The 25,273-nt window shown below is 25.8% G+C and carries 24 protein-coding genes; 23 read left to right on the forward strand and 1 reads right to left on the reverse strand.

What is annotated here, in order from left to right; all coding sequences use genetic code 11:
- Window positions 1-93 precede the first annotated feature (93 nt).
- A complete protein-coding gene (glpQ, locus tag NG901_RS15250) occupies window positions 94-1,194 on the reverse strand; it encodes a glycerophosphodiester phosphodiesterase (protein WP_252216441.1) in 1,101 nt (366 codons plus the stop codon).
- Window positions 1,195-1,733: 539 nt separating this feature from the next.
- Between glpQ and NG901_RS15255 the strand changes: the two genes are divergently transcribed.
- From NG901_RS15255 to NG901_RS15365, 23 genes are all read left to right on the forward strand, one after another.
- A complete protein-coding gene (locus NG901_RS15255; RefSeq protein WP_252216442.1) occupies window positions 1,734-2,360 on the forward strand; it encodes a DUF47 domain-containing protein in 627 nt (208 codons plus the stop codon).
- Window positions 2,353-3,351 carry an inorganic phosphate transporter gene (locus NG901_RS15260; RefSeq protein WP_252216443.1) on the forward strand — a complete coding sequence of 333 codons (999 nt, stop codon included), beginning with the start codon at window positions 2,353-2,355 and terminating at the stop codon, window positions 3,349-3,351. Before NG901_RS15255 ends, NG901_RS15260 begins: the two co-directional genes overlap by 8 nt.
- Before the next feature lie 289 nt (window positions 3,352-3,640).
- Window positions 3,641-4,213, forward strand: a complete 573-nt coding sequence (locus NG901_RS15265) for an RNA polymerase sigma factor (RefSeq protein ID WP_252216445.1) — start codon at window positions 3,641-3,643, stop codon at window positions 4,211-4,213.
- Complete coding sequence (locus NG901_RS15270) at window positions 4,213-5,028, forward strand: hypothetical protein (RefSeq protein WP_252216448.1); 816 nt, start codon at window positions 4,213-4,215, stop codon at window positions 5,026-5,028. Before NG901_RS15265 ends, NG901_RS15270 begins: the two co-directional genes overlap by 1 nt.
- A 267-nt stretch (window positions 5,029-5,295) precedes the next feature.
- Window positions 5,296-6,213, forward strand: coding sequence for a helix-turn-helix domain-containing protein (locus tag NG901_RS15275; RefSeq protein ID WP_252216451.1), 918 nt, complete (start codon window positions 5,296-5,298; stop codon window positions 6,211-6,213).
- A gap of 153 nt (window positions 6,214-6,366) precedes the next feature.
- Complete coding sequence (locus NG901_RS15280) at window positions 6,367-8,031, forward strand: alpha-glucosidase (RefSeq protein WP_252216496.1); 1,665 nt, start codon at window positions 6,367-6,369, stop codon at window positions 8,029-8,031.
- Between the two features lie 621 nt (window positions 8,032-8,652).
- Window positions 8,653-10,539 (forward strand): BglG family transcription antiterminator, encoded by a 1,887-nt coding sequence (locus tag NG901_RS15285; protein ID WP_252216454.1) that lies wholly within the window; start codon window positions 8,653-8,655, stop codon window positions 10,537-10,539.
- Between the two features lie 14 nt (window positions 10,540-10,553).
- Complete coding sequence (locus tag NG901_RS15290; RefSeq protein WP_252216458.1) at window positions 10,554-10,955, forward strand: PTS sugar transporter subunit IIA; 402 nt, start codon at window positions 10,554-10,556, stop codon at window positions 10,953-10,955.
- Between the two features lie 2 nt (window positions 10,956-10,957).
- Entirely contained in the window at window positions 10,958-11,233 is a 276-nt protein-coding gene (locus NG901_RS15295) for a PTS sugar transporter subunit IIB (protein WP_053341758.1), read from the forward strand.
- Window positions 11,234-11,311: 78 nt separating this feature from the next.
- Window positions 11,312-12,661, forward strand: coding sequence for a PTS ascorbate transporter subunit IIC (ulaA, locus tag NG901_RS15300; RefSeq protein ID WP_252216460.1), 1,350 nt, complete (start codon window positions 11,312-11,314; stop codon window positions 12,659-12,661).
- A gap of 79 nt (window positions 12,662-12,740) precedes the next feature.
- Entirely contained in the window at window positions 12,741-13,553 is an 813-nt protein-coding gene (locus NG901_RS15305; RefSeq protein ID WP_252216462.1) for a transketolase, read from the forward strand.
- 16 nt (window positions 13,554-13,569) lie between these two features.
- On the forward strand, window positions 13,570-14,496 hold the full coding sequence (locus tag NG901_RS15310; RefSeq protein WP_252216464.1) for a transketolase family protein: 927 nt from the start codon (window positions 13,570-13,572) through the stop codon (window positions 14,494-14,496).
- Between the two features lie 451 nt (window positions 14,497-14,947).
- Window positions 14,948-15,406 (forward strand): hypothetical protein, encoded by a 459-nt coding sequence (locus NG901_RS15315; protein WP_252216466.1) that lies wholly within the window; start codon window positions 14,948-14,950, stop codon window positions 15,404-15,406.
- An 18-nt stretch (window positions 15,407-15,424) separates the two neighbouring features.
- On the forward strand, window positions 15,425-15,856 hold the full coding sequence (locus NG901_RS15320) for a MarR family winged helix-turn-helix transcriptional regulator (RefSeq protein ID WP_035783310.1): 432 nt from the start codon (window positions 15,425-15,427) through the stop codon (window positions 15,854-15,856).
- Window position 15,857: 1 nt separating this feature from the next.
- A complete protein-coding gene (locus NG901_RS15325) occupies window positions 15,858-16,250 on the forward strand; it encodes an HsmA family protein (protein ID WP_252216470.1) in 393 nt (130 codons plus the stop codon).
- A 220-nt stretch (window positions 16,251-16,470) separates the two neighbouring features.
- Entirely contained in the window at window positions 16,471-17,106 is a 636-nt protein-coding gene (locus NG901_RS15330) for a hypothetical protein (RefSeq protein ID WP_252216473.1), read from the forward strand.
- Between the two features lie 378 nt (window positions 17,107-17,484).
- Window positions 17,485-18,729: an HD-GYP domain-containing protein gene (locus NG901_RS15335; protein ID WP_252216476.1), complete on the forward strand. Its 1,245-nt coding sequence runs from the start codon at window positions 17,485-17,487 to the stop codon at window positions 18,727-18,729.
- Window positions 18,730-18,863: 134 nt separating this feature from the next.
- Entirely contained in the window at window positions 18,864-19,175 is a 312-nt protein-coding gene (locus NG901_RS15340) for a thioredoxin domain-containing protein (protein WP_252216479.1), read from the forward strand.
- 239 nt (window positions 19,176-19,414) lie between these two features.
- Window positions 19,415-19,846 (forward strand): MarR family winged helix-turn-helix transcriptional regulator, encoded by a 432-nt coding sequence (locus tag NG901_RS15345; protein WP_252216483.1) that lies wholly within the window; start codon window positions 19,415-19,417, stop codon window positions 19,844-19,846.
- 257 nt (window positions 19,847-20,103) lie between these two features.
- Window positions 20,104-20,853, forward strand: a complete 750-nt coding sequence (locus NG901_RS15350; RefSeq protein ID WP_434062235.1) for an ABC transporter ATP-binding protein — start codon at window positions 20,104-20,106, stop codon at window positions 20,851-20,853.
- On the forward strand, window positions 20,843-22,858 hold the full coding sequence (locus NG901_RS15355; protein ID WP_252216489.1) for an FtsX-like permease family protein: 2,016 nt from the start codon (window positions 20,843-20,845) through the stop codon (window positions 22,856-22,858). The genes NG901_RS15350 and NG901_RS15355 overlap by 11 nt, the downstream gene beginning before the upstream one ends.
- 116 nt (window positions 22,859-22,974) lie before the next feature.
- The gene (locus NG901_RS15360; RefSeq protein ID WP_252216492.1) at window positions 22,975-23,646 is read left to right on the forward strand and encodes a response regulator transcription factor; all 672 of its coding nucleotides are present in this window, start codon (window positions 22,975-22,977) and stop codon (window positions 23,644-23,646) included.
- Entirely contained in the window at window positions 23,643-24,653 is a 1,011-nt protein-coding gene (locus NG901_RS15365) for a sensor histidine kinase (protein ID WP_252216494.1), read from the forward strand. Before NG901_RS15360 ends, NG901_RS15365 begins: the two co-directional genes overlap by 4 nt.
- Window positions 24,654-25,273 lie beyond the last annotated feature (620 nt).

Here is a 25,273-nt window from a genome sequence, read left to right on the forward strand (position 1 = left end):
ACCTAAACTATCGGTAACTTGTTTTTATTTAGCCTGTTCAGGTATACTTATACATGGATTAATACGTGACTAAAGTATAAACATTTATTTAAATTATTTAATTGGTCCTTCGCTTTTAGCCTTTACTCCGATATCAGCGAAATCTGTAAATAAACCATCTACATTAACTTCAAATAATAATTTTCTAATGAATTGATCTGCATCTTTAGCGTATTTTGGTAGATCATCTTTACGCACTGTATATGGATGTATTTCAAGATTATTAGCATGTGAATCTTTTACAAAGTTTGCATTAGCAACTAAAGCACTCTTCTTTTGATTTCCGTTTTCATCTAATATTTGATCTGTACATGGGCCTACGCCATCAGCAAATTTTGCAATTTCTTTTAATCCCTTAGCAGAAAGCATGTATGGAACATCATCGCCTTCATTATCTTCCCAATCTGAATGACCTATTAATTGAACTAATTTACATTTAGGGTTTAATGTTTCTTTAAAGCTCTTTAAATAAGTTGGGTCAAAACATTGAATATAACATTTAGCATCTTTTTGGTTGTAACCATATTTATCAAGCATTTTTAAAGTGATAGCTCCAATATCATGTCCATTTTCTTTATAGAATTTAGGGAATTTTAATTCAGGATATATTCCCACATTACGTCCTGTACTCTTGTTAAGTCCTTGTATTAATTGAATTTCTTCTTCTAAAGTAGGTACCTCAAAATGAGAACTTCCTAGAGGAAATCTATCTTTGAAAACAGCATTTCCTGTATCAAGGTCTATACGTTCATGCACAGTAAGGTTTTTAATTTCTTTTAAAGTAAAGTCAACTATATAGTATCTTCCATCAGCACGTTTTCTGTTTGGATAAAGCTCAGCTACATTAGTTGTTGTATCTAGATGCGTGTCATGCATTACTACTGGAACACCATCTTTAGTAATATTAACATCTGCTTCTATATAATCTACTCCCATTGCATATGCTAAAGAATATGCTTCTAAAGTATGTTCTGGTAAGTAACCTGAAGCTCCTCTATGAGCAATTATTATTTTATCAGACTTATTAATACTTTGATTTGCTTCTCTTGAAGCTGAGATTGTTGCTGCATTACAGCTCACTTGTCCACAAACAACAAGACCTACACTTAAAACTAATGCAGTAGCTAAAGCTACTAATTTACGTGTTTTTTTCATTAATACCACTCCTAAACGTTTTCATTTAATTCGTAATAATAAAATTAAAAAAGCGCTATTAATAAAGGCAAAAAATGCATCTTTAAAAATAGCGATCAATAAACTCTCTTACTATAAAATATTATTCAATTATGGTTAATATTGCTACCACAATTGAATGATACTACAGATTTAAATTTCTAGCAAGTATCATTTAAGGATTTTTTTACCACAAATTTAGACATTGAATTTTAGTTTTTATATTAAATAATTTATGGTAATAATAAAATAAACCAGTTATTATGTAAATAATTAGTTAATTTATTATTTTTTAGGATAAAAATACATAATAAATAAACTTAAAAGTAATTATTTTACATACAAAATAATAGACTCTTATTAGCGTTTATAAGTTAAATACTTTACATAAAATATTAAATCTATGTTAAATTTCTAAAATTTTACTCAAACCAGTTTAAAAATTTACCACAAAAGGAATATAATTATTTTGGGGTTAAAATCAGATATAATATTTTTATATTAATCTAGGAGATGAAATAATGTTTAATTTTAATTGTAAAGAAGATAAATTTTACCAGATGTTATTAAAATCAGCTGAAATTGTTAATGAAGCGGCTATTGAATTGAGAAAAAGTTTGGAGTGTTTAGATAAGAGAGAGATACAAGTAAAGAATACATCAGAATTAGAAAACATTGGTGATGAATTAGTTCGCACTTTAATTAAAGAATTAAATGATGCATTTATAACACCTATAGACAGAGAAGATGTATATGAAATCATAAAAGAAATGGATAATATTTTAGATTCCATTAATTCAACAGTTCACAGATTTATAATGTTTGATATAACAGAAAGTACAGAAGAATTAAGAGAAATATGTAATATGTTAGTACAAGCTACTAAAGAACTTGTAGTTTTAATGAGTGAGTTAAAAATACATGGCTGTAAATCTAAAAATATAAATACTAAAATCATGAATATAAGTAAAATTGAAAGTGAAGCAGATAAAATATTTAGAAAAACTGTACAGCAATTATTTAAACATGAGAGAGATCCTATAACAATTATAAAGTGGAAAGAAATCTATCAGATTTTAGAAGACACAGTGGATAATTGTGAAAAAGTATCTAATATAGTAGAAAGAGTTGTAATTAAAAATGCATAGTTCGTTAATTGTAACAATACTAATAATAATTTTTGCAGTAGCATTTGACTTTATAAATGGTTTCCATGATACAGCTACAGCAGTTGCAACTTCAATAACTACAAGGGCACTTACCCCTAAACAAGCTATTATAATATGTTGTATATTTAATTTTTTCGGTGCCTTTATGGGAACAGCAGTTGCAAAAACAGTTGGCGAGAACATTGTAAGCCATGCATCTATACCACAATGGGTAATAATGTGTGTATTAATTTCGTCTATAATTTGGAATTTACTAACATGGTATTTTGGAATTCCAAGTAGTTCATCTCATGCCTTAATAGGAGCACTTGTAGGAGCGGGAATTGCATATACTAGTACTCTTAATGTTGTTAATTGGTACAACCTTTTTCACAGCGTAATTTTATGGTTATTTCTTTCACCTGTGATAGGATTTATAGTTGGATATATATTAATGATAATATTAAATTTTGTATTAAAGTCTTATACGAGAACTGTTGTGAATAAGATATTTTTAAAATTACAAGTATTAGCTGGCGCATTTATGGCATTCAATCATGGTGGAAATGATGCGCAAAAATCTATGGGAATAATAACTATGGCGTTACTAAGTGGTGGATTAATAAGTACATTTGAAGTGCCTACATGGGTAATTTTTATTTGTGCATTATCAATGGCACTTGGAACTTCTATAGGTGGTAAAAAAATAATAAAAACTATGGGAAGTGGAATGGCAAAATTAACTCCTGTAAATGGATTTGCAGCTCAAACTGGTGCTGCTTGCGTAATATTAACAGCAACATTATTTAATGCACCAGTAAGTACAACACATATAATAACAACAACTATAATGGGGGTTGGAGCATCTAAAAGATTTAAAAATGTAAAATGGGGAGTAGCGAAACAAATAGTTTGGGCATGGTTTTTAACTATTCCAATAACAGCAATATTTTCAGCATTGTTTATATTAATAATTAAATTATTTATATAATAATGAATACATAACATACGCAATAAAAATAATTTTATAGCTATATAATTAAAAGTGCTATCTTTGAAATAAAATGTACTCTATGATTTAAATACATTTTATAATCAAAGAGCGCTTTTTTATTTGTTTTAAAAGTCTTATTTTATTTTAATAGACTATAAGTAAGATGAATATATAAAGTTAAAAAAATATTAAAAAAAATCTTTTATTATAAATGAACCATTTTTAAAGTTAAAGTCTCTTATATATAGATGCATCTAGAGAGGCCTTTAAGGAAGGAGATATAAAAGTGAGTGAAAAAGAACTTGTTCAAAAAATCCAGTCTGGTGATATTAACGCTTTAGGCGAAATATTTGAAATATACAAAAGTCAATCATTAAAATATGCATATTTAATTACAGGTAATAAATTTACTAGTGAAGATATTGTACAAGAAGCATTTATAAAATGTTATTTAAGTGCTAAGAGTCTAAAAAATATAGAACAATTTAAACCATGGTTTTTTAAGATTCTAACAAGAATTGCCTGGAAACATGTAGGTAAAGAGAAAAAAGCTTTGCCTTTTGAAAATATTTTTGAAAAAGCAAATGATGAAAGTATTGATAAATCAATTGATATATATATAAGAGACCAAGAGGCAGAAACACTTCATGCTGAAATTGAGCATTTGGATTTAAAGCAAAAAACAGTGATAATACTTTTTTATTTTAATGGATTAACTGTAAAGGAAATTGCAAAAATTATGGGATGCTTTGAGGGAACGATAAAATCAAGGCTTTATACTGCAAGAAAAAAATTAAAAGAAACCTTATCAAAAGATAAAAAGTGTGAAATATCAAAAGCAAAGGAGTGTGAAGTTTAATGGACAGAAAATTAAATGAAAACATAGATGAAAAAATTATAGATTGTTTAAATAAAAAATCTGATGAAATTTCAGCTCCAGAAAATATGTTTTTTAAAATTAGAGCTGGAATTTTAGAGGAAAAAGATAGGGGAGTGTTATTTAATATGAAAATTAGATTTTTAAAAGCGAAAACCATGATAGTAGTAGGCCTTTTATTTATAGCAACAACTGCAACTTGTGTTGCAGCAACAGGAGGATTACACTGGAATTCAAGCAGTTCTAGAATGAATGAAATTAATAAGTTTCCAACAGAAGATGTAGTTAAAAAAACAGTCGGCTATTGTCCTAAATATGTAGATGAATTTTCAAATGGATTTAAGTTTGAATCATTTAACTTTTCAGATAGTTCATTAGAAAATGATAATGGTGATTCAGTTTTAAAAACTAAAGATGCAAATTTCAGCTATAAAAAAGATGGTGCTAGAAAAGATCAAAGTTTATTTTTGGAAGCAACACCTATTAGTGAAGAATATTTTAATAAAGATTCGGAAGATAAAAAAGATATTACTGAGTACAATGGAATCAAGGTATATTACAACAATTTTAAATATAAAGCTGTACCAGTAGATTACGTAGAATCAGAAGAAGAATCAAAGTTAATTCAAGAGGGAACTTTGCAAATTGGATTTGGAGCTGATGAAATTAGTGAATCTAATACACAATTTGTAAGATGGTATGAAAATGGTATTCAATATAGCATTATGAATATGGGGTATGATGATGTTGATAAAGATCAAATGATTGAAATGTCTAAAACAGTTATAAATAAATAACATTAAAAAAGAGAGAGTAGTTTTTAGATTTAGAATGCATTATATTTCAAATGTATTTTAAAACAAATAACTACTCTTTTTATTATTGCAACAACTATACAAAAATTTAATATTATAGAGTTTAATTAATACTATTAAAGAATTTTATATTAGATAATTATATTGATTTAATGTTATAGTAATCTAAATTTAAAATATTTTTATATGGTAAAATTATATAAAAAGTAGTGAAAAAAATAATTTATATTTTGGGTTAGAGGTTAGATTATGGAAAAAAATCAACTTAAGGAAATTAAAAAGCATGGAACTGTAAATTTTCCATGTGCATTTTACTATACAGGAAGTGATTCGGAAGATTTAATCGTGAAACACCATTGGCATGATCAATTAGAGTTAATTCACATGAAAAAAGGTGAATTTCAAGTAGAAATAGATATGGATAAGCATGTTGTACATGAAGAAGCTATTTGTTTTATCAATAGTGAGGAGCTTCATTTTATCAAATCAAATCACCCGTGCAAAGAAAGTGCTATTGTTTTTGATTTAAAAATGCTTAGTTTTGATATGTTTGATTCTATACAAGGCTCATTAATTCAACCATTATTAAATGGTGAATTAAAGATGCCACATTTTATTTTTAAGAAAGAAAAATATGGAGAAGAAATTTTAAAAGAGTATTATGAGATTTTAGACGCATATAAAATAAGTGGACAAATATCACAAAATCCAGAAGGTAATATTGCAGAAAAATTATCATCACAAATAAAAATAAAAGCATCTTTATTAAAAATTTTAGCAATACTATATGAAAATAATTTGCTTATAAAAGAGAATGATAACAATAAAGATTATAGAGTAGATTATATAAAAACAGCTATTTCTTATATTCAAAATAATTATTCAGAAAAGATACATATAAAAGATTTAGCTAAGCAAATTAATATGAATGAACAATACTTTTGCCGTTTTTTCAAAAGGATGATTGGTAAAACGCCTATGGAATATGTTAATGAATATAGAATAAAGAAGGCTAAAGAACTGTTAAGGGAAACTAATAGGCAAGTCATGGATATATGTCTAGAGTGTGGATTTCACAATATGGGGAATTTCATTAAGGTATTTAAAAGGCATACAGGAATAAATCCAATGAAATACAGAAAAGATTTTGGTAATAAAAAGTCATAAAAACGTAACTTTAAATCATTAATACGTAAGAAAACTCAAATTTAAGATTGTATTATATAATTATAGTAAAACAACGAGAGTCTTATGAGGAGGTGAATTTTAGTGAGAGATTTATATGAATTTAAATATTTAAATCTCTTACTAAATATAATTATGATAAAAAAATGGTGGCATGACAAAGTAGCATATCAAATATATCCTAAAAGTTTTAATGATTCTAATGGAGATGGAATAGGTGATTTAAGAGGAATTATTAATAAACTTGATTATCTAAAAGAATTGGGGGTAGATATAATTTGGATTTCTCCAGTTTATTGTTCTCCAATGGTAGACCAAGGATATGATATTTCTGATTATTATAATATAGATCCTAGATTTGGAACAATGGAAGATATGGATGAATTATTAAAGGAAGCTAAGAAAAGAGATATGCATATATTAATGGATTTAGTTGTTAATCATTGTTCAGATCAACATGAATGGTTTAAAAAAGCAATAGCAGATCCAGAGGGAGAATTTGCAGATTATTTCTATTTTAGAGAAGGTAAAGATGGAAATCCACCTTGTAATTGGCGTTCATATTTTGGTGGAAATGTATGGGAAAAGATACCTAACAGCAATAAATACTATCTTCATTTATTTGCAAAGGAGCAACCAGATTTAAATTGGGAAAATCCTAAACTAAAAAAGAAATTATATGACATGATTAATTGGTGGCTTGAAAAGGGTTTATCCGGATTTAGAATTGATGCGATTATTAATATAAAGAAGGATTTAAGATTTGAAGATTTCCCATCTGATAGAGAAGATGGACTTTGCAGTATGCACAATATATTAGATGCAGCTGAAGGTGTTGGGGATATGCTTAAAGAATTAAAAGAAGAAACTTTTGATAAGTTTGATGCTTTTACAGTTGGAGAAGTGTTTAATGAAAAAGAAGGCGAGCTTTATAAATTTATAGGCAAAGATGGTTATTTCTCTTCTATGTTTGATTTTAGTATGAACATACTAGGAGAAAATGAAAAGGGTTGGTATGGTTATAGAGATTTTACTCCAAACGAATTAAGAAAGGCGATTTTTGATAGCCAAATAAAAACAGCTGATATTGGATTTAAAGCAAATATTATTGAAAATCATGATGAGCCAAGAGGGGTAAGCAGATATCTTCCTACTGAAGATTGTAATGATTATAGTAAAAAGATGTTGGCAGCTATATCACTTATGTTAAGAGGAATTCCTTTTATTTATCAAGGTCAAGAGCTTGGAATGTCAAATAATAGATTTAATTCAATAGAAGAAATTGATGATATTTCAACAATAGGTCAATATAATGTTGCAATTGAACATGGATATAATAATGAGGAAGCACTAAAAATTGTAAATAAATATAGTAGAGATAATGCTAGAACACCATTCCATTGGAATGATAGCAAGAATGCAGGATTTACAGAAGGAGAGCCTTGGCTTAAAGTTAATGAAAACTATAAATCAATTAATGCAGAATCACAAATTGATGATGAAAATTCAGTGCTTAGTTTTTATAAAAAGCTTATAAAATTAAGAAAATCTGATAAATTTAAAGATGCTATAGTATATGGTGAGTTTAAGCCAGCATTAGAAGAGCATAATAATATTTTTGCTTTTTACAGAGAGAGCTTAGATAAGAAGTTAATGTTAGTAGCTAATTATCAAAGAGATGAACAAGTAATTGAACTATCAAGTTATAAGAACGTATTAATTAATAATTATGAAACAGTAAATGTTGAAGACAAGAAAATAACATTGCAAGGATATCAAGTATTAATTTTAGAAATTTAATATCAATATAAATAGTAGTAAAACTAAGTTTTTAATTATTTATTTGATTGTGCCTTAACAATAACACTTAAGAAAATAATTTTAAATTTTAGAAGGCTATAGGGATAAGAAACATCTCTATAGCTTTTTTGCTATATAACGATGTATATAATTTTATTTAAAAAATCGGCTCTGTTTTAAATATACACTTCTTAGGCATAGATTACACTACGCCGAAATACAGTTTAAAAATTAAAAATTAAAAATTGAAAATCAATAATAGGAAAAAATTTCCTGGGAAATTTCAATATATATTTTAATTCACTACATCATTTTTAACTAAATAGGATGTATCCATTTTCTATATTAATAAAATCTAATTAATATTAAGATAATATAAATATTAAACAGATTTGTTGGTTTAATAGAATATTGTTTTTAGTACAAATCGTATAATTATGATTCCAAAAAACAAATTTTAATGACAAAATTCTATATAATAAAATATAAAAAGTACTTAAAGTATAAACTGAAATTTAAATATATTATAAAAGTTGCCACAATTCGTGAAGTAAATTGGTATAGAAGAAACTAATGAAACCGACTACAATAATGACATAAGGTAGCTTGAGGAGGGAAAAGTTGATTACACTTAACAAGAGACAGAAGGATATAATTAATTTTTTAGAATCAAAAGATGAATATGTAACAATTGATTGTATTGCTAAGTTTTTTGAAGTTAGTTCTAGAACAATTAGGAATGACTTAGACTCTATTGAAGATTTAATGAAAGAATCAAATATAATTCTTGAAAGAAAGCCAAGAGTAGGAATTAAATTAATTCTTAAAAATGGTCAAAATATTCAAGAAGTAATAAATGAACAAGATTATAAAGTTTATTCTTCTGATGACAGAATAACAGTAATTATATTGAGTTTAATTATAAAAGGTAAAGTGACAATAGAAGAGTTAGCTAAGGATGTTGATGTTAGTAAGAATACATTAGTTCAAGATTTTAAATTAGTAACTGCTAAATTAGAAGAATATAATATACAGGTTTCAAAGAAAACATATTACGGAATAACTATAAATGACAATGAAGAAAAGATAAGAAATGTTTTCTTCAGTATATATAGTAAATTAAGTGATGAGCTGAAACATGATATTAAAAAGAGATTAATGCAAGAAACAAACTTAAAAAATTCTTTTATTAAGGAAAAAATAGAGAAAGTAGAAAAAAACATAGGCACAGTATATTCTGAAGAATCAATAGAAGAATTAGAGATTATAACTTTACTATCAATAAATAGATATAATAATAATTTCAAAATTGATTATTCTGAAAAAGAAAAAAGCAGTTTAATAAGAAGAAGAGAATTTAGTGTTTTAAAAGAAATCTTAAGTTTAGACGATTTAGAAATATGTTATTTATTGAAAATATCTGATGGATCTAGAAGAGCTGTTGGAGGAGAAGTAAATAATATAACACAAGAAATATTAGATGAACTTTGCAAAACTCTTAATATAGACTGTAGTAATGATTTAGAATTTACAAGCCAAATAGCAATGCATTTAAAAGTAGCAATTCATAGAATAAAAAACAATTTAGTTATAGAGAATCCTATGTTAGAAGAAATAAAATACAAGATGTCTTTCATATACCAAATAACTGAAACTATACTATCAAGCAAAGAAGACATCATAGGTGTAAAGTTCCCAGAAGAAGAAATAGCATATATGGCAATGTACTTTGATGCTATATTTGAGAGAAATATAAAATCTAAATTTACATATAAAATTTTACTAGTATGTAATGGAGGATTAGCAACATCAAGTCTTTTAAAAGTAAGAATAGGGTCTATGCTTCCTGAATTAGAAATAAAAAATGTATGTAGATTAAAAGATCTTGATAAAGAACTTGAAAATACAGATATAGACTTTATAGTAAGCACTATTCCAGTTAAAGCGGATAAATACAAGGTTATAAAAGTAAACCCATTATTAGATAATAGCGATGTAGATAAAATTAAAACTGAAATTTACAATAAACGTTATGAAAAAAATTGTGAGTATTTAATAGATTTAGTTAAGAGTGATAATGAAAGTGAAATAATTAAGTTATTACCACAAGATGTTACTCAATTAGATGTAGATATTGATGACTGGAAAGAAGCTATAGAAGTAGCAACAAAACCATTAGTAAATAAAAATAAGATAACTAAAGATTATTCAAAAGAAATTATAAAAGTTATAGAGAACTTAGGTAATTACATGGTATTTATACCTAAAGTAGCATTTGTTCATGCTACACCAGATAATGTTTTAGAAAATTCTATGGCATTATTAACTCTTAAATCAGAGATACAATTTGGCAGTAAGAACAAAGTTCCAGTTAAAGCTATGGTTGTATTAGCAAATAAAACTGAGAATATGAATTTAGTAAACTTATTAGAAATAATTACAAAAGACCAGAATATAGAAAAACTTAAAAATGCAGCAAACTATGATGAAATAAAAAGTATAACTTAGGAGAGGTAATATAAATGCTAGTAAAAGTTGTTGATAGAGTAGAGGACTATAAAGAAGCTATAAAGCTTTCTTGCGATATATTAGAAGAAAACGGAATTGTGGAAAAAAGATATTATGATTCTATATTAAAAAAGATAGAAGATCTTGGCCCATATTTTTGTATAGCTGATGGGGTAGCAATGCCGCATGCAAGACCAGAAGATGGAACTTTAAAAGAGGGTGTTAGTGTTGTAAAACTTAACAATCCAGTAGATTTTTTAGGAAAAGAAATAAATGTGTTTTTTACACTTTCTGCAAAGGACAATGACTCACACTTAGATTTATTAAGAAAAATTGCAGAAGTTTGTATGAATAAAGAAAAATTAGATATAATAATAAATTCAAAATGTGAAAAAGAAATCAAGGAGGTACTTTAATTATGAAAAAGATTATGGCAGTTTGTGGATCAGGTTTAGGATCAAGTTTTATGGTGGAAATGAACATTACGGATGTATTAAGAGAATTAGGCGTAGATGATCAATATGAAGCAAGTCACACATCTTTAGCTGACGTAACAGCATCAGATGCAGATATATTTGTAACAGGAATAGATTTAGCAGATAGTGCAAGTCACTTACCAGAACTTATAGTTTTAGACTCTTTATTAGATAGAGATGAATTAAAGAGAAAGATTCAAGAAAAAATAGGTCTTTAAAACAAGTAAAGTGGTAATTTAAATTACCACTTTACCAAAAAATAAATATGTAAATTATTAAGCTTAGGAGGAATTATAATGGGTGGTATTTTAAAGGTTGCAGTAGACTTTTTATCAGAACCAGCAGTATTAATAGGTATTATAGTTTTAGTTGGATTAGTACTTCAAAAGAAACCAGCTGATGCAATAGTAAAAGCTACATTAAAAGCAATGGTTGGATTTGTAGTTATAGCATCAGCAGCAGGCGTAATCGTTGGATCATTACAACCATTTGGAGTTATGTTTGAAGCTGGATTTAATATATCAGGGGTTATACCTAACAATGAAGCTGTAGTAGCAATGGCTATGGACAAGTTTGGAACAAACACAGCTTTAATTATGACTTTTGGTATGATAGCTAACATAATAATAGCAAGATTTACAAAGTATAAATACATATTTTTAACAGGTCATCATACATTATTTATGGCATGTATGATAGCAGTTATATTAGGATCAGCTGGAATGAGTGGAGCTCACTTAATCTTCACAGGTTCATTAGCATTAGGTCTTATAATGATCTTATCACCAGCTATATTACAACCGTTCATGAAGAAAATTACAGGAAATGATTCTGTTGCACTAGGTCACTTCTCAGGAATTGGTTATGCAGTATCAGCTATAATTGGTAAATTAGTAGGAAAAGGTTCAAAATCAACAGAAGAAATGAAAGTTCCTAAATCTCTAAGTTTCTTAAGAGATTCAGTGGTTTCAATTTCACTTACAATGTTAGTATTATATGTTGGGGTTGCTATAGCAGCAGGTCCAGAATTTGTAGAAACAGAGTTATCAGGTGGAAAGAACTTTATTGTTTATTCAATGATTCAAGCATTAACTTTCGCAGCTGGATTTATATTAATCCAAAATGGTGTTAGATTAGTACTTAATGAAATAGTTCCTGCATTTAAAGGAATTTCAACTAAGTTAGTTCCTAATTCAAAACCAGCATTAGATTGTCCTATAGTATTCCCATATGCACAAAATGCTGTATTATTAGGATTTATCTTCTCATTCTTAGGTGGAGTAGTATCAATGTTAGTATTAGGAGCATTAGGATTAGTAATCATAATCCCAGGTGTTGTTCCTCACTTCTTTACAGGAGCTACTGCAGCAGTATTTGGTAATGCAACAGGTGGTAGAAGAGGTGCTATGATAGGTTCATTTGTAAATGGAGTTATGATTTCATTCTTACCAGTAGCATTATTACCTGTACTAGGAAACTTAGGTTTTGCTAACTCAACATTCTCAGATGGTGACTTTGGAATAGTTGGTATATTCCTTGGTAAAGTTCAAGAGTTTGTTGGAGGAGTAGGATTAACTGCAACATTACTTGGAATAGTTGCTATAATGATAGGCTTAACAATGGTAAGCAAGAAAAAAGAAGCATAAAAAAAGAATAAATATATAATAAAAAAATGAGGAATTTAATTCCTCATTTTTTCAAATATAAAATTGGAGGTAACAATCTATGAATAAGCAACATTTAGAAAATATATCAAAAGAATTAAGAAAAGATATTATTGAAATGATTTATGAATCAGGTTCAGGACATCCAGGTGGATCTTTATCAATAATAGATATAGTTACATATTTATATTTTGAAAAGATGAACATAGACCCTAAAAATCCTAAATTAGAAGGTAGAGATAGATTTATTTTAAGTAAAGGTCATGCTGCACCAGCACAATATTCAGCTCTAGCTAAAAGAGGATTCTTTGAAAGAGAAGAATTAAAGAATTTAAGAAAATTAGGATCATTTTTACAAGGACATCCTGATGCAAAGAAATGTCCAGGTGTTGAAATTTCTACAGGATCTTTAGGACAAGGATTTTCAAATAGTTGTGGATTAGCTTTAGCATCTAAAATGGATAATAAAAGTGAAAAGATTTATGTTGTCTTAGGCGATGGAGAGATACAAGAAGGAATCGTTTGGGAAACAGCTATGGCAGCTGCTAAATTTAAATTAGATAATTTAGTTGCCATTGTTGATAAAAATGGAATACAACTAGATGGAAGAACATCAGAAATAATGGATGTAGATCCATTAGGGGATAGATGGAAAAGTTTTGGATGGAATGTTATAGAATGTGACGGACATAATTTTGATGAAATAGATGAAGCATTTAATAAAGTAGGACAAGTTGAAGGAAAACCTACAGTTATAATAGCTCATACAATCAAAGGAAAAGGTATATCTTTTATGGAAGACAACGTTGCATGGCATGGTATGGCTCCATCAAAGGAACAAAAAGAACAAGCTATAATTGAATTAAGTAAATAGTAGGAGGAGAAAGCACATGAAAAGAGCAACTAGAGAATCATATGGAGCAACTTTAGCTCAATTAGGAAATGAAAATAAAAATATAGTAGTATTAGATGCGGATCTTTCAAAAGCTACTAAATCAGAAATTTTTGCAAAAGCACATCCAGATAGATTTATTAATGTTGGTATAGCTGAACAAAACATGATTGGTATGGCAGCAGGTCTTGCCAGTGGTGGAAAAATACCTTTTGCTACTACTTTTGCAGTTTTTGCAGCAGGTAGAGCATTTGAAGTAATAAGAAATTCAGTGTGTTATCCAAATGTTAATGTTAAAATAGCTGCAACTCATGCAGGAATAACAGTAGGTCCAGATGGTGGATCGCATCAAGCAATAGAAGATATCGCACTTATGGCATCATTACCTAACATGGTAGTTTTATCACCAGCTGATGATATTGAAGCTTGCAAATGTATTAAAGCAGCTGCTGAAATTAAATCTCCTGTTTATATAAGATTAGGAAGAATTGCATTAGATGATATATATACAGAAGATTATGATTTTGAAATAGGAAAAGGATCTACTTTAGTTGAAGGAAATGATGTAACAATAGTTGCAACTGGAATAATGGTTCATAAGGCATTAAAAGCAGCTGAAGAACTTAAAGCAGAAGGTATAAATGCTAGAGTTATAAATATTGCAACCATTAAACCAATAGATGAAGAAATAATAATAAAAGCAGCTAAAGAAACAAAGGGAATTGTAACAGTTGAAGAACATTCAATAATTGGTGGGTTAGGTGATAGAGTAGCAAGTGTAGTTTGCGATAACCATCCGACTATGGTTAAGAAAATAGGGGTTAATGATGTATTCGGAGAATCTGGAGATCCAGATGGATTATTAGAAAAGTATGGATTAACTATTGAAAACATTAAGAAAGTTTCTAAAGAGTTAGTAAAATAAAGTTTTATAATTTGTTGATATTATAGTATAGAGTTTAATTTATAAATTTTTAAAATAGTTTCCAACATAAGCTTATTTTTATACTGCAATATCATAATGTAAATTAGCCATATTAGTTTATAAAATTTATATATTTAAAGTAAGGATGTATCAATATTTTGTTGTGATATGTCCTTATTTTTTGTATATAGAATTTTATATTATAAAGAAATTAAGTACATATTTTAAATTGGAAGCTGCAGAGTTAATGAGTGAAGCACAGGTTTTAATGTTAAAATATAAATTTTGAGAAAAAATTAGTTATTAAATACTAATGTCTAAATTATTATTTATATTTTAAGAAAATAATTCCTATTTAATAGATCTTATTGACAATGTTTATTTTTGTAGTAAAATAGTTTGCATAGGAACCATTTGGTTTCAATACAAACTGTTTTAAGGAGGAAAACTTATGAAAGTTTTAGATAGATTTTTAAAAGTAGAAAAAAAGATTTTATTACTGATAGCAGGATTAGTTTGGTCTTTTGCAGGGTTTAGAGTATTAATTTTAGGAATAGGAGATGTAAATAATAATAATGGTAATTTCATTGTTGATTTAATATTTGCTGCTATTATTTTTGGTATATTTTTTAAGTTTGTATTTAACAAAATGTATAATAAGCACACTAAAAGAATTGTAACTAGTGAATTAGAGAGGCATTGTATATTTTCATTCTTTGATGTTAGAAGTTACTTTATAATGGGATTCATGATTTTTTTGGGAATAAGTGTAAGAAATTTAGGTATATTCAATCCTGTATATGTAGGAACATTTTATATGGGGTTAGGATGTGCATTGTTTATGGCAGGAATATTTTTTCTAATAAGTTCGTTAAATTTTAAAAAAGTAAAATTAAGATATAATAATTAGATTTTGGAGGGAAAATAAATGAAGAGTGATTCATTTCAGATTGCAATGCTAATAAAGGAGATATATTCAAGTACTATTGGATCAGTAAGTTGTGGTTTAAAGGAAGTGGGACTTACACATCAACAAATTATGGTTATAAAGTTAATAGCACATAATAAAAAAGTTAATATATCTGAATTATGTGAAAAGATGTCTTTATCTAAAGGAACTGTATCTGGAATAGTTACTAGGTTAGAGTCATTAGGATATGTAAAAAAGATTAAATTAGAAAATGATAAGAGAAATACTTATGTTACATTTTCAAATGAAGGATTAGAGTTTGCAAAAGAATATAAAAATAAAATTAATGAGAGTTTTGATAAAGTATTTAAAAATTTAACAGAAGAAGAAATCAAAGAAGTAAAAAGCAGTTTATTAAAACTTAGGGATAAAATAAAGGAGAATGACTAGTATGGATATGAAATTAATTTTAGCAATTATTGCAATAACATTAGCACTTGTATTTTATACAATAGGTGTATTTGGGGAAAGAAAGGCAAAAACACTGAAGAAGAGGCATGTAATTATATTTTGGTTAGGACTTTTATGTGATACTATAGGCACACTTTTAATGGGACAAATATCTAAATCTCAAGTGCAAATTGCAAATACAGCAACACAAGCCATTCATGGAGTAACAGGGGTCTTAGCAATAGTATTAATGTTATTTCATGCAGTATGGGCAACATGGGTATTATATAAAAATGATGAGAATAAGAAAGCTGTTTTCCATAAGCTTAGTATAGCAGTATGGTTAGTATGGTTAGTTCCTTATATTATAGGGATGATTATAGGTATGTCATAATTAAATAAAAATTTTATAGATATAAATATATTTAAATATTGCTCGATATCTTAAAGTAGAGGTAAATGTTTAAATATATTTATATTTTTTATTATTATTTTGAATATATATAATCAAAATACAATATTTGGACAATATGTACAAATATTGATATAATTTAATATAGAATACTTAGATTATTTATTTTTGTAAATTTTGGTTATTGAAAGGGTATAGAATTATGACAATTATAGATATTTTGGAAAAAAAATATTCAAGTAATCCATCAGTTATAAGATCATTAGAAATTATTAAAGATAACTTTATAAACTTAGTTAACGATAATTATGAATTAGTTTTAGATGTAAAAGGACAATTAAAAGTAAGAATTCCTAGTCTACAAAATAGAAATGAATATGAATATAATGACATAAGTGATTATGAATATCCATTAGTAATGTGTATGAGAATTTCAGAGATAAAAAATAAAGATATATACAAACATATAATATCTCAATTTATTGAGTTATATAAAGATAAACTAGATGTGTTTTTTAAGGATGTATCTACAGTAGACAAATTAGTAAGTAAAATAAAGGATACTAAAAAAATTATAAACTTTATTACATATATATCAATATTTGTAGTAATCTTTTCATCAATATCTTTATGCATATTCTTAAATTTATCTAGTACAATGAGATATGTAATAATAATAGCAATTATAGGATTCTTTTTAACTATGATAACTGTGCAATTCACTAAAGAAGAACGAGTAAAAAGAATAGTGGATGGGTATATAAGTGTAATAAAGACAGATTGGTATCAAAAAGAACTAAATAAGCAACATGCTTTTTTCTGTCATCTTATAGAATAAATAGGCTATGTTTTAGCAGGGGGTTGTGAGATATAGATAAGTCCAACTTCAATGTAAAATAATCTATTGTAAATATTAACACATATTTTAAAATAGGGTCAATAAATAAAAAAGAGCTATTTTCAAATTTTAAATAATAATTTTGAAATTAGCTCTTTTTTATATTTCTTTTTTAATATGGGTTTTATAAAATGAAAATTTAAGTACACTAAAATAGCAAAAATTTTTTCTACTATAGCTGAGATTAAAACAATCGATATTTTAAGAAAAAGAAAATAATATTTAAATATTGATATTCTTATTATTGGAATTAAAGCAAAATAAGTATAATATATGTATAAATAAGAAATTTTCAAAGAAGGGTAAATAGGAGATACAATGAGAAACGTTACTTTAAAAGATGTAATAATAATAATGCAAAGGGCATTTAATGCAATGGACAAAAGATTGTTAGACCATGGAGAAAAAGTATCATATATATTATTGAAGCTATTGCAAGCTGATGGAAGTTATACTGATGATGAAGTTTTAAAATTATGCACAGTAGCAATATTTCATGATATAGGGGCATACAAAGTTTCAGAAAGAAATAAACTTATAGAAATAGATTCAATAGCGCCAATAAATCATGCTATATATGGTTCATTATTTATTAAATATTTTTCACCTGTATCTGAGATGCATAAAGTGGTATTAGGCCATCACTTTACAGACACAGAGATTAAAGAAAAAAATATTAAAGATATGCCAAATGAAGCTCTATTAATGGGATTGGCAGATTATATTTCATTACTTCATTTAAAGCATAATAAAATAAATAAATCATTAATTATAAATAGAACAAAAGCATATAAAAAAGAAAATATAGATTTATATTTAAAAGCTTTAGAAACAACAGATTTTAATAAAAAGCTTGCGGATAACACATATAAAGATGAGTTAATTGAATTTTTTGATAAGAAATATATTAGTAGAGAAGAAATCATAAATTATATAAAGATGTTAACATATGCAATAGATTTTAGAAGTGAGATAACAGTAAAACATACTATAGTGGTACAAGCTATGAGCTATGAAGTAGCGAAATTGATGAATTTTGATGATGACTTGTGTATAAAAATTAAAATTTCAGCTATGATTCATGATATAGGAAAGATAGCTACTCCTATAAATATTTTGGAGAAGCCAGGAAAACTTACAGATGAAGAATTTGAAATCATGAAAGATCATGCTATTATTGGATACAAAATATTAAGTAATTTGGATATAGATGATATTAGAGATATAGCTATGGCTCATCATGAGAAATTAGATGGAACAGGATATCCATTTGGTTTAAAAGGTGAAGAAATATCAAGAGAAGCTAGAATAGTAGCAATTGCAGATATTTTTAGTGCACTAATGGCTGTTAGAAGTTATAAAGATGAATTTAGCAAAGACAGAATAGTTGAAATACTTAAAAATATGGCAAATAGTAATAAAGTAGATTACAACATAGTTCAATTAGTTGTAGAAAATTATGATTATATAGTTGAAAGAGTAAAACAAGAAACTGATGATTTAATAAAAATATATGAAGATATAAAAAATGAATATGTTGATTTGTTAAACAAGTTATTATAAAGGAATGTTAAAAAATAGAATAAAATAAAAGTTTATTACCAATAATTAAAATAAAATTAAAATTTATGTATATAGAAAGAAAAGAAGCTAAAAATAATTCTAACAAACAAATATAAAAATTGGAGGTTAGAATTATGATAAAACAAGTTTATAGTTTTGATTTTAAAAAAGAAATAGAAGATGGGACCACAGTAGTGAACTTTTATTCAAATTTAGGAAGTCCTTCTAAGTTAGTTGCGCCTGTATTTAATGAGGTGAAAGATGAAGTAGCTGATAAAGCAAAATTTTTGAAAGTAAATGTAGACGAAAGTAGAGATTTGGTAAACAAATATGATATTCCTTCAATTCAATCTATTATGATATTTAAAAATGGTAAAGAAGTAAGCAAATTAAATGGATTTTTACCTAAGGATGTATTAAAACAAAATATAGAAGCTAATTTGTAAAAAACAGCTTCTTATTATATTAATATAATAAGAAGCTTAAATTTTTGTATAAAAAATTATAAAATTTTTTAAGGCTGAATAAATTTAATTTTAAATAGTATATGATAGAGCTACATTATTTATATGTGTTGACATAAAATTTATATAATTATAATATTATTTTAATAGATTTAATTTGTTAAAATTTAATTTTGATATTTTAATTTGAAATTTATATATATTAAGAATAGGAGAATTTTATGAGTAAATATGATTGCATTAAATTAGAAAATCAAGTTTGTTTTTCTTTATATGCAGCTTCTAGAGAAATAATTAAATTATATAAGCCAGTTTTAGATAAATTTAATCTTACATATACTCAATATGTTGCAATGCTTGTTTTGTGGGAAGATGAGAAAATTACAGTAAAAGGCATTGGTAAAAGATTGCATTTGGATTCTGGCACATTAACACCGTTATTAAAAAAATTAGAATTTATGGGATTGGTTAATAGATATAGAGATAAAAATGATGATAGAGTAGTTATTGTTGAATTAACTGATAAAGGAAGACAGTTAAAAGAGGAGATAGTTACTGTTCCTAATGAGATGTGCTGTAAAATAAATATATCTCAAGAACAAGCTAAATCTTTAAAAGAAAACTTAGATAATTTATTAAATAGTATTAAATAGTGTAATAGGGGATATTTCTAAAAATAGAATTTATTTTGGAAATATCTTTTTTTGTACAGGAAATTATAGAGATGGACAGACTTTAGAGTAAGTAATATCAATAGGTTTCAAGAAAAGTATAGAGTAGATACTTTATTTCTTATCTTTCAAAAATGTAATTTAAATGAAAGATATATAGATATGTGATTTTAACTACATTGTTTATAATACTGTCTATAAGAATGTTTGGAGTGATGTAATTGAGTACGATATTAAAAATGGATAAGATTGAAAAATATTATGGAAATAAGGATAACATAACAAAGGCAGTAGATAATATAAGTTTTAATGTAGAAAAAGGTGAATTCATAGGTATAATGGGACCATCAGGTAGTGGAAAGACAACATTATTAAATTTAATTTCTACAATAGATAATGTAACAACAGGAAGTATAACAATAAACAATAAAGATATTACTAGATTAAAACTTAAATCTTTAGAAGATTTTAGAAGAGATGAATTAGGTTTTGTATTTCAAGACTTTAATTTATTAGATACTTTAACAGCATATGAGAATATAGCATTAGCATTAACTATTCAAAATAAAAGAAAAAGATCAATAGATTCATTAATAAAAAATGTAGCAAAAGAATTAGGAATAGAAGAGATATTAAATAAATATCCATACCAAATATCTGGAGGACAAAAACAAAGAGTTGCGTGTGCAAGAGCAATAGTTAAAAATCCTTCATTAATATTAGCCGATGAACCAACAGGAGCATTAGATTCTAAATCTTCAAGAATGCTTTTAGAGTCATTTGAAAAGTTAAATAGTAATTTAGAGGCAACTATACTTATGGTTACTCATGATGCATTTACAGCTAGTTATGCACATAGAATTTTATTTATTAAAGATGGAAGAATATTTAATGAGTTAATTAGAGGTACCGATACAAGAAAAGAATTTTTTAATAGAATAATTGAAGTTGTAACTCTTTTAGGGGGTGACTCTAGCGATGTTTTTTAAAATTTCTAAAAACAATGTAAAAAGAAGCTTTAAGGATTATGCAATATATTTTTTAACACTTACTTTTGGTGTATGTATATTTTATAGTTTTAATTCTATAGAATCACAAAAGATGATATTTTCTCTTAATGGTAGCCAAAGTGAGATTATGACATTAATAAATAATTTTATTTCTGGAATTTCAGTTTTTATTTCTTTTGTATTATGTGGATTAATTTTATATGCAAATAATTTTTTAATAAAAAAGAGGAAAAAAGAATTTGCAATATATATGACTTTAGGAATGAAAAAATCTGAAATATCTAAGATTTTAGTTTTTGAAACATTTATTATTGGATTGATTTCTTTAATTATTGGATTATTTATAGGTGTTATCTTATCACAGGGATTATCAGTATTTACCGCCAAGATGTTTGAAGTACCTATGATAGATTATAAATTTATAATCTCAGGATCAGCAATATTAAAAACTATATTGTATTTTAGCATTATATTTATATTTGCAATGATATTTAATGTAACTATTATTTCTAAATATAAATTAATAGATATGATTAATTCACCTAAAAAGAGTGAAAATATTAAAATAAGAAATAATAAATTTAATATAATATTGTTTATATTATCAATAATTATACTAGTGTTAGCTTATTACTGTATTAATAAAAGTGGATTAAATATTAATGATATTAGATTCAAGTTAGCTATATTATTAGGTGTTATTGGAACTTTTATGTTTTATTTTGGATTAGCAGGATTTATTTTATATATAGTAAACTCAAATAAAAATATATATTTTAAAAATTTAAATATATTTGTAAGCAGACAAATATATAGCAAAGTAAATACTAATTTTATATCTATGAGCTTAATATGTTTAATGTTATTTTTTACGGTAACAATATTATCTACAGGGATTAGTCTTAAGAACACAATGGAAAAAAGCTTAGAAGCATCAACTCCCTTTGATGTATCTGGATATATGTTTTTACAAGATGATAACAAAATTGAAAATATGAAAGACGCACTAAATGAAATTAACTTTAACTTTAATGAAGGTGAAAATATAGAATTTTATAATGAATATAGAGTTGAATTTAATATCAATAATTTATTACAGGATGTAGATGATTCTACTAAAAAATTATTACAAGATGGACCAAATGAAATAAGTTTAGTGAAAATTTCTGATTACAATAATATATTAAAATTAAAAAATAAAGAATGTGTAAGATTAAAAGATAATGAAGTAATAATAACTTCTAATTTTAATGCTTTAGAAAAATCATTAAATAAGTTTGTAAAAGAAAAAAATAAAATAAGTTTAAATAATAAGGATTATAAAATATATAATGAAAAAATTTTCAAAGAAGCTTTGAGTAGTTCAACTTTATTAGGAAATATATTTACAATAATAGTTCCTGATAATGTTTTAGAGAATATTAAACCTAGTGTAGCATATTTTAATGTAAACTATCCTAAAGATAATAAAGAATATTTTGAAGAAAAATATCATAAGTTTTTCAAAATGTTTACTGATTCTAATAAATCAGTTGGAGAAGATAGTATATTTATTTTAGGAGATACTAAGACTGATATATATGCAACAAATAGAGGAGCATCTACTTTAATAATATATGTAGGAATATATATAGGAATTGTATTTTTAATATCTAGTGCTGCAATTTTAGCATTACAACAATTATCTGAAATAAGTGAAAGTTTAGAAAGGTATAAATCACTTAAGAGAATTGGAGTTCCTAAAAAAATGATAAATAAAACTATACTTGTTCAAGTATTTATATATTTTATGATTCCGCTAGTTTTAGCATTAATACATTCAGTAGTAGGAATACATGTTGTTAATGATTATATAAAGTTTTATGGTAAATCTGATATAGGTATAGCATCTATTTCTACAGTAGCATTAATACTAGTTATATATGGTGGATATTTTTATACAACTGTTGTTGCATATAAAAATACGATAAACAACGCAAAATAAATTAAAACAAGTAACTACTTTAGATAATAAAATTTTATTTAAGGTAGTTATTTTTATAGAGATAGTACGATATTAAACTTGAGAACAAAAAAATATATCAAAAAAGGAGAAGTATCATGTATAAGATAATGATAGTCGAGGATGATGTTACTATAAGAGATGAATTAAAAAATCTTCTTAATAGATATGGATATGAAGTTGGTATTACAGATGATTTTTCTAATGTAGTGAATCATATAGAGCAAAATAATTATGATTTAATTTTACTTGATGTAAACTTACCATTATTTGATGGATATCATATATGTAGAGAAATAAGAAAAAATTTAGATATACCTATAATTATAGTTACAAGCAGAGATAGTGAAATAGATGAACTTATGAGTATGAATTTAGGTGCAGATGATTTTATAACTAAACCATATAATACACAAATACTATTAGCTAGAATATCATCAATTTTAAAGAGAACTTATAAAAAGAATGATTCATCTGAAATTTTAAAGTATAAGGATTTAACTTTGGACTTGTCTAATGGAAGTATTAGTTATAATAATGAATATTGTGAACTTACAAAAAATGAATTAAGAATTCTAGCATGCTTAATTAAAAATCAAAAGAGTATAGTTTCTAGAGATATACTTATGGAAACGCTATGGAATTCAGATATTTTTGTAGATGATAATACCCTTTCGGTTAATGTAACAAGATTAAGAAAAAAACTTGATGATATAGGTATAAAAGATGCAATAGAAACCAGAAGAGGACTAGGATATATAATGCCATGAGTATATTAGAATATTTAAAAGATAGATTACTTTATTTAATAATAAACTTTATATTATTTATAAGTATAATTAGTGTAATGATAATTTTAAAAACACCACTAGTATTAATTTTTATAACATTTTTAATATGGTTTTTACCAATAGGAATATATTTTGTTATAGAAGTTTTTAAATATAAGAAATTTTATGATAATTTAAATGGTGTGATTGAAAAGCTAGATAGAAAATATTTATTGTCAGAACTTATTGAAGAGCCAAATTTTATTGAAGGACGACTTCTTTATAATATATTAAAAGAAACAAATAGAGATATGAATGAGGAAATAAAGAAATATAAAAATGCTCAAATAGACTATAGAGAATATATAGAAACTTGGGTACATGAAATAAAAACACCTATAGCATCATCTATGTTAGTTATAGATAATAACTTAAATGAAACTACCAATAAAATAAAATATCAAATTAAGAGAGTAGAGGAATTTGTAGAGCAAGTATTATATTATTCAAAGATAGGTGAAGTAAGCAAGGATTACATAGTTAAAGAATTTAATATAAAAAAGGTAATTAATAAGGTTATAAAAAATAATTCTAGAGATTTTATAACTAAAAAGATATCCCTAGAAATAAATGATTTAGAAGAGAATGTATATAGTGATGAAAAATGGATCTATTTTATACTTAATCAGATAATAGGAAATTCATTAAAGTACTCTAAAAACAATAATGCACAGATAAAAATTTATTCTTTAAAAAATAATCATAATGTAACCTTAGTTGTTGAAGATAATGGTGTTGGAATAAATGATCAAGATATAGATAAGGTTTTTGAAAAAGGTTTTACTGGAGAAAACGGAAGAATATATGGAAAGTCTACAGGCATGGGACTTTATATTTGTAAAAAGCTTTCAGAAAAACTAGGGATATCTATAAATATTAATTCTTTAAAAGACCAAGGAACTAAAGTAAACATCATTTTCCCAATAGGAAAGTTAACTTATATATAAATTAAACATTGTGCTGGTGTTTAATTTGAATTAAAAAGAAGAACTGATAGATTGTGTGTTTCACGAGTAGGTTTTATAAGTACAATATAAAATACTAAAAATATATATTTAAGAGGGGGAACACATTAGATGTGCTTATAATTAAAGCTTATTAATGGAATAAATATACAATTAATAGCTTTGTTTAAGTATTTAATATAGTAATGTCAATAGAAAGACTCAGTAAAGTAGTAGTATACAATAATAACTTATCCACGTGTGTCAATATTAGGATAAATTAATTAAAAAGAGAAATAAAGAGTATATTAAATATAATTTATAAATATGAATTGATTTGTTATAAATATATATTATGGATGATGTTAAGATAAAACACGTCGCTGAGAGATGCGGCAAACAAGTTAAAAAGAAGTTAAGAAATTAGATTTCAACTGATTAAAAAACTTGTTGACAGAAAAGAAATTAAATGTTATAATAATTAAGTCGCTTAAGGGTGACACAATAAAACAAAAGTTGACAAGAAAGTCAACGATGAAAATTTGGTCTTTGAAAATTGAACAGAAATCAAGAAACATTAAAATAAACCAGCAATTCTTTATTTGAGTAAGTCAAGATTAAAC

The sequence above is a fragment of the Clostridium sp. CMCC3677 genome, assembly GCF_023845585.1.
Taxonomy (GTDB): domain Bacteria; phylum Bacillota; class Clostridia; order Clostridiales; family Clostridiaceae; genus Clostridium; species Clostridium aquiflavi.